The organism is Kribbella sp. NPDC051952 (assembly GCF_040680855.1).
GTDB lineage: Bacteria > Actinomycetota > Actinomycetes > Propionibacteriales > Kribbellaceae > Kribbella.
On record NZ_JBFAXQ010000018.1, the window covers coordinates 53,673 to 65,985 of the forward strand.

Consider the following 12,313-nt stretch of genomic DNA (forward strand, 5'->3'; position numbering starts at 1 on the left):
CTGTTTGTGCTCCTCCCGGGCCTAGACCGTCAGGCGGATGACGCCGTAGTCGTAGCCGCGGCGGCGGTAGACGACGCTGGGCTGGTTCTCGTCGGCGTCGACGAACAGGTAGAAGTCGTGTCCGACCAGTTCGAGCTCGTAGAGCGCCTGGTCCAGGGACATCGGCTTGGCGGTGTGGGTCTTCTCGCGCATCACCAGCGGACCGTCGCCGGTGACCGTGAGCGATCCGACCTTGTACGTCGCCACATCGTCCTCGGCGACTGCTTCCTCCGCTGCTGTGTTGTTTATCGGTTGCTTCGCGTTGACGTGGCGCAGGCCTTCCGGCGAGCGCTCACCGCGGTGTACCCGGCGCCGGTCGGCCGCCTTGCGGACCTGGGCCCGGAGCCGGTCCAGGCAGACGTCGAACGCTGCCTGTTTGGTCTCGCCACATGCTTCGGCGCGGACCACCGGACCCTTGGTGTACATGGTGAGCTCGACACGCATCGCCCGATCGTGCTGTCGCGGGTTCTTCTCCTGGCTGACTTCCACCTCGCACCGCAGTACCCGATGATCGACCTTCTCGATTCGCTCGAGTTTTTCCTCGACGTACTGCCGGAAGCGGTCACTGACCTCGCAGTGATGACCCTTGACAACGACGTCCACGGAAACCTCCATCGATCGGCGACTTCTTGTTACGTCTGCGGGCCCCCGTTGAACTCCTCATCGCTGTGCCGGTTGCGGTTGGGACGCCCGAAACGAGAACACCCGCGATCAAGCCCGTCGGACTCCGTGGTCAGGATTCCGGCTGATCCGGTCCTGCTCCACATCCCTGCCCGACAAGCCCGTGCGGGTGTCATAGGCCAACGCTAGTCGGCTTCGGCGAAAACCGGTAGGGAAGTTCTCATGAACCAGACGCCGAGTACCGGCGGGTCGCGGCGATGACGGCGCAGCCGAGGACCGGAATCCGGTCCGATTCCAAGGCGCGGCACGCCTCGGCGAGCGTGGAACCGGTGGTGATCACGTCGTCGACCAGCAGGACCGGTTGATCCGTCAGTCTTTCAGCCCAGCGCGAACGGGCCGCGAAAGCCCCGGCCAGGTTGGCGGTACGGCGTTCCGCGGACAGGCCGGCCTGGTCGTCGGGACGCCGTACCAAGCGCAGCGCGTCGGCCAGCCGGGCGTCGATCCCCTGCCTGCGCAGGGTCCGGACGGCCGCCTTCGTGATCCGCCGCAGCGGGTCGTGCCCGCGCTGCCGAACCGTCCGGCGCGCCGACGGGACCGGACACAGCCAGACCCCTCGCCCCTCCCCCAACGCACTCAGCACCGTTGTCGCGAGCACTCCGCCCAGCGGACGCGCCAACGCATACCGGGCGTTCTCCTTGTGGGCGATGATCAGCCGCCGCAGCTCATCGGCGTACGGCGCACTCGCGGTCGGCGGAGGTAGGCCCGGTGGACGCGGGTCCGGCCAGGCACGGAACGGAGTCACTGTGGTCAGTAGCTCCCGGCAACCACCACAGAGAGTGATCCCGGGCCGTTCACATCCGGCACACCGCCCGCCCAGGACAAGGTCGGCCAACGCGTCCCGCACCGGCACAGCGGTCAGCCCGGGTACGTCGGGATGATGGGCGGGCCGTTGCCGTCGGAGTCCATCGGGACCCACGTCAGGTCCCGGCTGAGCCAGTGCAGCTGGCCTTCGACGTCCTGGATCACCGGGAGAGTGTCGGAGCTGGGGTTGGACACGATCAGCCGGGCGGCGAAATCGGGCGGCGACCCGGGCAGCAACTGCAGCCCGGAACCGTCGGAGTTGACCAGCCAGGGCCGGTTGATCGCCAGCCTGGGCGCCTTCGGGCTCACGCCGATGACCAGGATGCCCTGCTTGTTCCAGGCCGCGTCGGTGATGTTCTTCAGCTGGAGCCGGAGCGGCGAGAACTGCCCGAGCACCAGTTGCTTGCCGCCGTTCTCGGACTGGACGGTCCCGGTCTCGACGTAGTTCTCCCCGGTCGCCTTCGATTTCATCACCAGCAGCGCCCGGACCCCGTCCGGTGCCATCTTGAGCACCTGCGGGCTGTCTCCGCCGAAGGCGACCTTGACCGTGTTGACGATGTTGTCGCGGTTACGGACCCGCAGTCGCGGGCTCGCGCTGTCGGCCTTGTCCAGGATCCACAGGTTGTCCTGGTAGTCGAAGCTCGGCGTCAGGACCCGGCCGTCCACCTTCGGCAGCCTGCTGACCTTGTCGGCACTGCTGGTCGAATCCAGTTTGGCGGTCGCGACGAAGTCTTCGCCCTTGTTGTTGCCGGTCACGATCGCACCCAGGTTGCCGTGCAGGTTCACCGCGAACGACTTCGCGGTGTACGCCTCGTACAGCTGGCTCGAGTCCAGATTCTTGGCGGCGATCTCCGACGCCCCGTCCAGACCGACGATCCGCTGGACCTTGCCGTTCTTGAGGCCGTACAGCTCGGTCAGCGAGCCGCCCGGGACGGTCGGGTCGTACGTGGCGAAGTTGGCGAACGGCAGCACGTCCGGGTCGTCCGGCAGCAGCGGTGCGCCGCCGACGGTGATCTTGGCCCGGAGACTGAGCTGGTTGAGGGTCCAGACGATCTGGGCCGCCAGCAAGCGCCGGTCCGGCTCCCGGAGCGTCCCGGCCGCGTCGTTGAGCGCGACCGTGGCCACGCCCAGATCCACCGGGACGGACACCTGTACTTCGGTGCCCGGTGGGGCCAGCGTGATCACGCCGTTCCCGAGCCGGCCGGTCGGGCCCTTCAGCAGCTCCTGGACGAGTTGGGTGGCGGCCTGGCCCTGGGACAGGTTCACCGGCAGGTACACCGGATCAGGAACGAGCAACTCCCGGCCGGGTGTGAAGAAGTAGAGGTCGCGCGGTGCGAGCTTCAGATCCACCTGGTTGCTGCCCAGATACACCCCGGGCGGCGCCTCGGCGACCCGGAACTGCCCGTTCACCTTGGCCAGCTTGAAGAGGAAACTCGCCGACTGGTTCGCCAGGGCGGGGATCCACTCGCCCCGGTCGTTGATCGTCGCGAGCTTCGTCGCGGTCAGCAGGACGTTCCCGTCCTTCAGCTGGAGTGCGTCCGGCTGCTGGTCGTAGACGACCGTCTGCGACTCCGGCTTCCACGCCGCCGCGGCCTCCGGGGTCATGTACTGCCGGGCGATGTCCGGCGCCTGCGAGTCCGACATCGCCTCCAGGAACCCGCTCACCAGCGGTAGCTCCTTGGCGTCCGGCCGCGGCGGCTTCGCCTCGACACCGACGCCGCCGGTGTCGCCGGCCAGTCCTTCGCGACTCCCGGAGCGGATCGAACCCTTGGTCGGCACTGTCGCGCAACCGGTGACCAGGAGCACGACCGCGAGGGCCGCGCCGAGGAGTTTGCGTCTCACCGGTCCTCGCCTCCGGTCAGCTTCTGGTACGGCGCCCCGACGTCGACCAGCGACTTCTCAGTGACGACCCGGCTCGCGTCGGGCGGCCGGGGCGGCAGCGGGGATCCGGTCAGGCTCACGTCGGTGCGGCGCGGCAGCGTGAGCCGGAAGTAGGCGCCGTCCCCCGGCGAACCCCACGCATCCAGCCGGCCGCCGTGCAGCCGGGCATCCTCGAGCGCGATCGACAGGCCGAGTCCGGTGCCACCGGTGGTCCGGGCCCGGGCCGGGTCGGCCCGCCAGAACCGGCTGAACACCATCTCCGCCTCCTCCGGCCGGAACCCGATCCCGTGGTCGCGGACCGCGACCGCGGCCGCGTCGTCGTCGTACGCCGTGCTGATCCGGATCGGCAGGCCCTCACTGTGCTCGATCGCGTTGCCGATCAGGTTGCGCAGGATGCGCTCGATCCGGCGCGCGTCGACCTGGGCCCGGCACGGCTCCGGCATGTCCAGCTGGACCTCGCAGCCCTTGCGCTGCAGCAAGGTCTCGTGGTTCTCCAGGACGCGGTTCACGATGTCGCGCAGGTCGACGTCCTCCAGGTCGAGGGCGGCCGCGCCGGCGTCGAACCGGCTGATCTCCAGCAGGTCCGCGAGCAGCTCCTCGAACCGGTTCAACTCGTTCTGCAGCAGCTCGACCGAGCGGCGGCTGATCGGGTCGAACTGGTCCCGGCCCTCGTGCAGCAGGTCGGCCGCCATCCGGACCGTGGTCAGTGGGGTGCGCAGCTCGTGCGAGACGTCGGAGACGAACCGGCGCTGCAGCCGGGACAGCTCCTCGAGCCGCCGGATCTGCCGCTGCAGGTTGCTCGCCATCTTGTTGAACGAGACCGCCAGCCGGGCCAGGTCGTCGGTGCCGCGGACCTGCATCCGCTCCTCGAGCTTGCCGGCCGCGAGCCGCTCGGCGATCCGCCGAGCCATCCGGACCGGCGTGACCACCTGCCGGGTGACCAGCCAGGCCACCGCGCCGAGCAGCACGATCAGCAGCAGTCCCGCGGTCACCAGGGCGCGCTGGACGACGTCGAGCGTCTCCTGCTGCGCGGTGAGCGGGAAGAGGAAGTAGACGGCGTACTTCTCGCTGGTCAGCTTGATCCGGAGCTGGGAGCCGATGACCAGGCCGGGGACGCTGGGACCGTCGCGGTAGTTGATCTCGGTGTAGGTGTCCCACAGCCTGGTCTCGTCGCCCATCACCGAGGACGCCAGCTCCTGCGGGATCGAGTCGCTGTTGACCAGACCGGTGTAGCGGATCGCGTTGGACGCGGACGAGTCGGTCGGCACCAGCACGACGTCGTACAGACCGGGGCGGTTGGAGCCGAGGACCAGGTCGCTCAGCTGGGTGTTGATCGTGTTCCGGTCGGCGGCGTTGATCGAGTTGGACAGCTGGGTCAGCTGCGCGAGCGCCTCGGCCTGGGCACTCGTCCGGCGTGACTCGAGTACGCCGTCGGTGACCTGGCTCATCATCACCCAGCCGACCAGCAGCAGTACGACGGTCGACATCAGCAGGGTGCCCGTGACGATCCGGGCCTGGATGGACCGGCGCCAGATATCCGGCCAGTGCTTCGGATGCGTCCGCCAGAGTGGCTGCGGATAGGCAGGCCAGTCCGCCGCGGCGGCGGTCAGCTCGAGCTCCGCCCCGCGGGCCTCGGCCACCTCCTGCTCCGGTGGGGCCGGCGGCTGCTGTTCCGAGCCCACCGTCGATCCGATCACTGTTTCGACCGAAGGGGTCTCGGAAGCGGCCTGCGACTGCCTGTCGCGTCCGTACTCGATCAGTCCGCACCCGCCTTGTAACCGACGCCGCGGACCGTCACCACGATCTCCGGGTGCTCGGGGTCCTTCTCGATCTTGGAGCGCAAGCGCTGGACGTGCACGTTCACCAGCCGGGTGTCGGCCGCGTGCCGGTAACCCCAGACCTGCTCCAGCAGGACCTCACGGGTGAACACCTGCCACGGCTTCGAGGCCAGGCAGACCAGCAGGTCGAACTCCAGCGGCGTCAGCTGGATCGTCTCGCCGGCCCGCTTGACCGAGTGCCCGGCCACGTCGATGGTGAGGTCGCCGATGGTCAGCGACTCCGGCCCGGGCTCGTCCATCCGGCGCAGCCGGGCCCGGATCCGGGCCACCAGCTCCTTCGGCTTGAACGGCTTGACCACGTAGTCGTCGGCCCCGGACTCCAGGCCCAGCACGACGTCGACGGTGTCGCTCTTGGCGGTCAGCATCACGATCGGCACGCCGGACTCGGCCCGGATCGCGCGGCAGACGTCGATCCCGTCCATGCCGGGGAGCATCAGGTCGAGCAGCAGCAGGTCCGGCTTGAACTCACGGAACGCCGGTACCGCCTTGTCACCGGTCGCGCACAGATAGGTGTCGTAGCCTTCGTTGCGCAGCACGATGCTGAGCATCTCCGACAACGCGGTGTCGTCGTCGACGATGAGGACGCGTCCCCTCATTGTCCGGTTACCATCTGCCACGCCCAGCTCCTCGCCGTCCGATCGTTGTGCGCCCAGCGGATGCTGACCGTACGCACTACGGATAGTGTCCCATTCCCCGGGTAGTGCACACGCCGGATCGCCGAGTGACCCCAGTTTGGGCTGTGATCATGGTGCATCGCGGGGTCTCACCACAACTCACGTCCTGGGTCCTGATCGAATACAGCCCAGCGGTCCACCCGGAGGGGAGGCAGAAAGTGGCCGACGACATCCGTTTGCACGAGGAGACGGCCGCCGAGCCGTTGCGCCCCTGGCTGCCCGCGGACCTGCTGGACAACGCGGCCCGGACGATCTCCGAGAACAAGACGATCATGCTCGGCCTTCCGGTGCTGGCCGCTATCGCCCTCGTCGCGGTCCAGGCCGCCCTGACCGAGGTCGCCGTACCGGGTGGTCTGGACGGGTTCTTCGGTGCCGACGATCCGTTCCAGCAGGCCGGTGCGGCGTTGTTACTGACGTACGGCGTGCAGCTGGTGCTGTTCAGTGTGGTGTCGAGCATGCTGGCCGGGATCATCGCGCTGGCCGCGGTGCGGAGTCAGCTGGCCCACCGGGTCGGCCCTAAAGAGCTTCTGCGGCTGGTCCGGCCGGCGCTGCCCGCACTGGCCGCGGTCGGCCTGATGCAGTCGCTGTCGTTCGTCCTGCTGATCGGTGGCTGGGGTCTGGCGGTGCTGGGGATCGGAGCCGGCGCGGATGCGGCGATCTCGTCCGACGTGGCCGGCGGAGTGGCGGTCGTGATGATGCTGGCCGGCGGCGTACTGGTGGTGATCTTCGGGATCCGGCTGGTGCTGGCCGGGACCGTCGTACTGATGGAAGGCCGGCACGCACCGGACATCGGGCTGTACATCCCTGTCAGGGTGGGGATCTGGGGATCGCTGCGGCGGTCCTGGCAGCTGGTGCGAGGCAAGTTCTGGCGGGTGCTCGGGATCCTGCTGTTCGGGGGGCTGGTGGTGAACATCGTCAGCTACGCCTTGCAGTTCGGCATCTCCCTGCTGATCCTGACGGTCGGTTCGTGGGCGGACAGTGGTGACGGCACCGGCGCCACGGTGATCGCGATCGCCCTCGGCGCGGCGGCCGGACTCGCGACCGTGCTGACGCTGATCGCCAGTCTCGCGTTCATGTCCGCCGTCCAGGCCCTGATCTATCTGGACCTCCGCGTACGCCGGGAGGGCCTCGACCTGTGGATGCGCCCGGCCCTGCGACCAGGGGGTACGGCGTGATCCTCGCAGAGCCACCCGTGGACATCGGCCGGGACCAGGCTGCGCAGGAGGCGGCCAAGGAGCTGTCGAAGTCGGCGTACCGGCAGTCGGGTGATTCGCTGATCCAGAAGGCGATCGGCAAGGTCCTGGACTGGATCGCCGATCTGCTGGACACGCTGTCGGGCAACTCGCCGAACGGGCACGCCGGTCTGATCATGCTGATCGGTTTGCTGGTCCTGATCGCGGTCGTGGTGCTGTGGCGGGCCGGCGTACTGCGGACCAGTCACGCGACCAAGCAGACCGTGTTCGACGCCGGCAGTGGCCCGCTGACCGCGGCTGCCTACCGCGCTCAGGCGGAGCGGGAGGTTGCGGCCGGGGACTACACCCTTGCGATCCGCAGCCGGTTCCGGGCCTGTGTCGCCGAGTTGACCGAGCGCACGATCATCGACGAGCGGGCCGGGCGAACGGCGTACGAAGTGGTCGCGGACGCCGGTCGCGCGGCGCCCGCACTGCGCGACCCGCTGCAGCCGGCCGCCCTGGTCTTCACTGAGGTTGTCTACGGCAACCGTCCGGGCACACCGGAGCGGTACGCCGCTGTGGTGGCAGCTGACCAGGCGGCGCGGGCCGCGCGGGTGTCTCTATGAGTACGCCGGTTGGCCGGAGTGCTGGGGAGAGCTGGCGGGCGCTGCGGATGCCGCTGCTCATCACCGGTGCCGTCGTACTGATCGCGATCGTCGTCATGATCGCCACAGCCGCGCGGACGTCAGGGCCGTTCAGTCCGGACTCCAGCGATTCGGACGGTGCACGTGCGCTGGCCGCGTTGCTGAAGAACCACAACGTCAATGTGCACAGCACCGAGGTGCTCGACGACGCCGTACAGCCGGGCGACGGTAAGGCGCTGATCATCGGCCCGGCGGGGTCGCTGACTCGCTCCGACTGGCAGCGGATCGCGGCTGCGCGCTGGAGTCACGTCATCCTGGTCCGCCCCGGAGCAGTGGCGTTGGAGGTGCTCGCACCGGGTGTGCAGGACGCCGGTCAGACGCTTGCGTGGCGCAGTCGCGAAGCCGGCTGCGATCTGCCGGCCGCTGCCAAGGCGGGCACGGTGTCGGTCGCCGGGTCGACGTACTCCGCTCCTGATGCTGCGCAGCGGTGCTACGGCGACGGCATCACCAACACAGTCATCCGGCTCTCGCAGGACGACCAGATCGTCGACGTGGTGGGCACTCCGCGCTCGTTCACGAATGCGGAGCTCGCCGAGGACGGCAATGCGGCGCTCGCACTCAATCTGATCGGGACGGATCAGGAGCTGACCTGGTACCTGCCGCAGTGGGAGTCCAGTGGCTCCGCAACTGGCGGGTCCGACGGTCCTGACCTGGTCCCGCCGGAGGTCCGGTATGTGGGGTGGGCGCTGGCGTTCGCCGTACTGGTGGTGGCGCTTTGGCGGGGGCGTCGGCTCGGTCCGGTGATTGCTGAGCGGCTGCCGGTGATCGTGCATGCTGCGGAGACGACTGAGGGCAGGGCGCGGCTCTACCGGCGCTCACGGGCTCGGGACCGCGCTGCCGCGGCACTGCGGGAGTCTGCCCTTGGCAAGCTGCACGGCATCCCGCAGCGAGCCGATCCGTCGGCCGTTGTCGCGATTGTTGCCGCCCGCACCGGTCGGGACCCGGCCATGCTGTACGAACTGCTCTACGGCTTACCGCCTGTTGATGACGCCGCTCTGATGTATTTGTCCCATGAACTCGACGTACTGACGCAGGAGGTACGACACCCGTGACGACTACCGAGGTCACCGCGGACCAGGCCAGGCAGGCGCTGGTCGCACTGCGGACCGAGATCGGCAAGGCAGTGGTCGGTCAGGACACCGCCGTGACCGCACTGGTGCTCGCACTCCTCTGCCGCGGCCACGTCCTGCTGGAGGGCGTGCCAGGCACGGCGAAGACGCTGATGGTCCGGGCGTTGTCCATGGCCATGCGGTTGAACACCAAGCGCGTGCAGTTCACCCCGGACCTGATGCCTGGTGATGTGACCGGGTCGCTGGTGTACGACGCGAAGACCTCGGAGTTCGAGTTCCGGCCGGGACCGGTGTTCACGAACATCCTGCTGGCGGACGAGATCAACCGGACTCCCCCGAAGACCCAGGCAGCGTTGCTGGAGGCAATGGAGGAGCGTCAGGTCACTGTGGATGGCGAGCCGCGGATGCTGCCGGTGCCGTTCGTGGTCGCGGCGACGCAGAACCCGATCGAGTACGAGGGCACCTATCCGTTGCCGGAGGCTCAGTTGGACCGGTTCCTGCTGAAGGTGACCCTCGACATGCCGCCGCGCGACGCGGAGATCGCCGTACTGGCTCGGCATGCGCAGGGCTTCGACCCGCGGGATCTGGAAGGCGCCGGTCTGCGTCCGGTGGCTGGGCCGGAGGACCTGCTGGCCGGGCAGAACGCCGTACGACGGGTTGCGGTCCGGGACGATGTGTTGGCCTATGTGGTGGACCTTTGCCGGGCGACTCGGCAGTCGCCGTCGCTGCAGCTGGGGGTGTCGCCGCGTGGGGCTACTGCGTTGCTGGCGGTGTCGCGGGCTTGGGCTTGGTTGTCGGGACGTGACTATGTGATCCCGGACGATGTGAAGGCGATGGCGCGTCCTTGCCTACGGCACCGAGTCCAGGTACGCCCTGAGGCGGAACTCGAAGGCGTCAGCGCCGACGCGGTCCTTGAGAGCGTCCTGGCGACAGTGCCCGTCCCCCGCTGATGGACACCCCTGTGCGTGCGCTCCCACCTCACCACATGAGGTGGTGTTGATGGTGGTTACGGGTCGGGCTGGGCTGCTTGCGGCGCTTGGGGTTGTTTTTGTTGCTTTGGTGATGCCTAGCTGGAGTGGCGTCGGTGTGGTGGTTGCGGTCGTGCTGCTGGTGTGTTTGGTCGACCTGCTGCTGGCTGGGTCGCCCAGACGGCTCCAGCTGAGTCGCGAGGGCGACACCGCCGTACGGCTCGGTGAGCAGGCCGTTGTCGAGTTGCTGGTCGCCAACCCGGGCCGGCGGGTGCGCGGGCTGTTGCGGGACGCGTGGCCGCCGTCGGCCGGCGTCCTGGACCCACCACACAAGCTGAACCTGCCTGCTGGGGAGCGGCGGCGGTTGGTGACGCATCTGGTCCCGACCCGGCGCGGTGATCGGCAGGCGGTGCGGGTGACGGTGCGATCCGTTGGGCCGTTGGGCTTCGCCGGGCGCCAGGGTTCGCATCAGGTGCCGTGGACCGTGCGGGCGCTGCCGCCGTTCAAGAGCCGGAAGCACCTGCCGTCGCGGTTGGCGCGGTTGCGAGAGCTTGACGGGCGTACGGCGTTGCTGGTGCGCGGGCAGGGGACGGAGTTCGACTCGCTGCGTGACTATGTGCCGGGTGACGACGTACGCAGCATCGACTGGCGGGCGACGGCTCGGCGCGGGAACGTCGTACTGCGCACCTGGCGTCCGGAGCGCGACCGCCAGGTAGCCATCGTGATCGACTCCGGCCGGATGTCCGCGGGCCGCGTCGGCGACGCACCCCGACTCGACCACGCGATGGACGCAGCTTTGTTGCTGGCCGCCCTGGCGACGCGGGCAGGTGACCGGGTCTCCTTGCTGGCTTGCGATTCCGCCGTACGGGCCGACGTACGACGTCCTGCGCCGGAAGACGTACTCCCGTCATTCGTGAACGCACTGGCGAACGTCGAGGCCGAGCTGGTCCAGACCGACTTCCGCATCGTCGTCTCCCAGGTCCTGGAGCGGCTGGGTCAACGCTCGCTGGTGGTCCTCCTCACCGGCCTCGACCCGGCGGTCATCGAGGAGTCCCTCCTACCCGTCATAGGCCCGCTCCTCCGCCGTCACGTCGTAGTCCTGGCATCCGTAGCCGACCCCCGCCTCACCGAACTGGAGTCCACCCGCTCCGACCTCTCCGAGGTCTACGCCGCCGCCTCAGCCGCCCGAACCCGCCTCGACCGAGACCGCCTGACCGCCCTCCTAACCCGAGCCGGCGTAACAGTCGTAGACGAAAACCCGGACCAAATAGCCCCCGCCCTCGCCGACACCTACTTGTCCCTGAAGAAAGCCGGCCGCCTCTAGGACGAGTGCGATCAGGCCAGCGCGGGGATCACATGGTTGGGCGGGCTTGGGCGAAGGTCCAGCGGTGGCCTTCGAGGTCTTCGGCTTCGTAGCAGCGGTAGCCGTGCTGGTGGATTTCCGTGATGATCTTGGCGCCGTTGGACTGGGTGTGGGCGAAGTGGGCGTCCAGGTCGTCGACGTACACCCAGATGTTGTGATCGAGGCCGCCGATCCGGCCGTCGGTGAGTTTGAAGAGCAGGATGCCTCGTCCGCCGACGTGCAGCTCGATCCAGTCGGGGTGGGTGCCGTCAGCCGGGATCTTGTCCCAGGAGTCCAGGCCGAAGACGGTGTGGAGCCACCGGGCCGCCTCGGCGGGATCCTCGTAGTACAAGCCGATCGCGAGCCGTTCGAGCTCGCGCGGTGTGCGCGGCGCGGAGTCGCGGCGGGCGTCCCACTGCGCGAACCAATGGATGACGTTCGGCCAGAAGTAGAAGGCCTTCGAGCCACCCTGGACCAGGGCCTGTACGACGGTGACGCGCGTACCGCCGTCGGTGGCGTCGAAGCGGACCTCGGTCTCGGTGTCGTCGACCGAACTGCGGTACCCGAGGACCGCGCCCGGTTCCCACGCCGTGATCGTGCCGAGCTCGAGTGCGTCGTCCTGGTAGACCTCGAGGATGCGACCGCCGATACCCGGCTCGATCCGCATCTCGATGGCGCGAGCCGCGTCGAAGAAATTGATCGGCCCGCGGACCCACCACAGATCGATCTCCGTGGTGAACACCTCGAATGCGGTCGCGGGGTCGGCGGCGACCTCGACCGACGCCGTAGCGGACTGTTCGGTCATGACGACTCCTTCTGCTCGATGTGGCGTTTGAACGAGCCCAGTTGCTCGCGCCAGTGCGCCTGGACCTGGTCCAGCCAGGCCTGCACGGCCACCACGGGCTCGGGATTGAGGTGGAAGAGCCGGACCCGGGCGTCGTCCGGCACCCGCTCGTCGGCGACCAGCCCGGCCGCCAGCAGGATCCGCAGATGCCGACTCATCGCGGGCGACGACGCACCAGTCGCAGCCGCCAACTGCCCGGCTCGCTGCGGTCCCTCACCCAGCAGTTGTACGACGTGCCGCCGCGTGGGATCCGCGAGTACCTCGAAGAACCGATCCACCTGATCTTCCACCATGCCGCA

12 protein-coding genes are annotated in these 12,313 nt (G+C 68.6%); 5 read left to right on the forward strand and 7 right to left on the reverse strand.

Annotated elements, in window-relative coordinates; translation table 11 throughout:
• Positions 1-21: 21 nt before the first annotated feature.
• From raiA to mtrA, 5 genes are all read right to left on the reverse strand, one after another.
• On the reverse strand, positions 22-642 hold the full coding sequence (gene raiA, locus AB0L70_RS28950) for a ribosome-associated translation inhibitor RaiA (protein ID WP_363689619.1): 621 nt from the start codon (positions 640-642) through the stop codon (positions 22-24).
• Between the two features lie 238 nt (positions 643-880).
• Positions 881-1,462 carry a phosphoribosyltransferase family protein gene (locus AB0L70_RS28955; RefSeq protein ID WP_363689621.1) on the reverse strand — a complete coding sequence of 194 codons (582 nt, stop codon included), beginning with the start codon at positions 1,460-1,462 and terminating at the stop codon, positions 881-883.
• Between the two features lie 113 nt (positions 1,463-1,575).
• The gene (locus AB0L70_RS28960; protein WP_363689623.1) at positions 1,576-3,363 is read right to left on the reverse strand and encodes an LpqB family beta-propeller domain-containing protein; all 1,788 of its coding nucleotides are present in this window, start codon (positions 3,361-3,363) and stop codon (positions 1,576-1,578) included.
• A complete protein-coding gene (gene mtrB / locus AB0L70_RS28965; protein WP_363689625.1) occupies positions 3,360-5,084 on the reverse strand; it encodes an MtrAB system histidine kinase MtrB in 1,725 nt (574 codons plus the stop codon). The genes AB0L70_RS28960 and mtrB overlap by 4 nt, the downstream gene beginning before the upstream one ends.
• Before the next feature lie 74 nt (positions 5,085-5,158).
• A complete protein-coding gene (gene mtrA / locus AB0L70_RS28970) occupies positions 5,159-5,836 on the reverse strand; it encodes an MtrAB system response regulator MtrA (protein ID WP_131345780.1) in 678 nt (225 codons plus the stop codon).
• Between the two features lie 236 nt (positions 5,837-6,072).
• Here mtrA and AB0L70_RS28975 point away from each other — a divergent pair, with 236 nt between their 5' ends.
• From AB0L70_RS28975 to AB0L70_RS28995, 5 genes are all read left to right on the forward strand, one after another.
• Positions 6,073-7,089, forward strand: coding sequence for a hypothetical protein (locus AB0L70_RS28975; protein ID WP_363689628.1), 1,017 nt, complete (start codon positions 6,073-6,075; stop codon positions 7,087-7,089).
• Complete coding sequence (locus tag AB0L70_RS28980) at positions 7,086-7,712, forward strand: DUF4129 domain-containing protein (RefSeq protein ID WP_363689630.1); 627 nt, start codon at positions 7,086-7,088, stop codon at positions 7,710-7,712. The genes AB0L70_RS28975 and AB0L70_RS28980 overlap by 4 nt, the downstream gene beginning before the upstream one ends.
• A complete protein-coding gene (locus tag AB0L70_RS28985; RefSeq protein WP_363689632.1) occupies positions 7,709-8,842 on the forward strand; it encodes a DUF4350 domain-containing protein in 1,134 nt (377 codons plus the stop codon). The genes AB0L70_RS28980 and AB0L70_RS28985 overlap by 4 nt, the downstream gene beginning before the upstream one ends.
• Complete coding sequence (locus AB0L70_RS28990; protein WP_363689634.1) at positions 8,839-9,810, forward strand: MoxR family ATPase; 972 nt, start codon at positions 8,839-8,841, stop codon at positions 9,808-9,810. The genes AB0L70_RS28985 and AB0L70_RS28990 overlap by 4 nt, the downstream gene beginning before the upstream one ends.
• Positions 9,811-9,922: 112 nt before the next feature.
• Positions 9,923-11,152, forward strand: a complete 1,230-nt coding sequence (locus AB0L70_RS28995; protein WP_363689636.1) for a DUF58 domain-containing protein — start codon at positions 9,923-9,925, stop codon at positions 11,150-11,152.
• 28 nt (positions 11,153-11,180) lie between these two features.
• Here the strand turns inward: AB0L70_RS28995 and AB0L70_RS29000 are convergent, their stop codons facing one another.
• Positions 11,181-11,975, reverse strand: a complete 795-nt coding sequence (locus AB0L70_RS29000) for a VOC family protein (protein ID WP_363689638.1) — start codon at positions 11,973-11,975, stop codon at positions 11,181-11,183.
• Entirely contained in the window at positions 11,972-12,307 is a 336-nt protein-coding gene (locus AB0L70_RS29005) for a metalloregulator ArsR/SmtB family transcription factor (RefSeq protein ID WP_363689640.1), read from the reverse strand. The genes AB0L70_RS29000 and AB0L70_RS29005 overlap by 4 nt, the downstream gene beginning before the upstream one ends.
• Between the last annotated feature and the right edge of the window lie 6 nt (positions 12,308-12,313).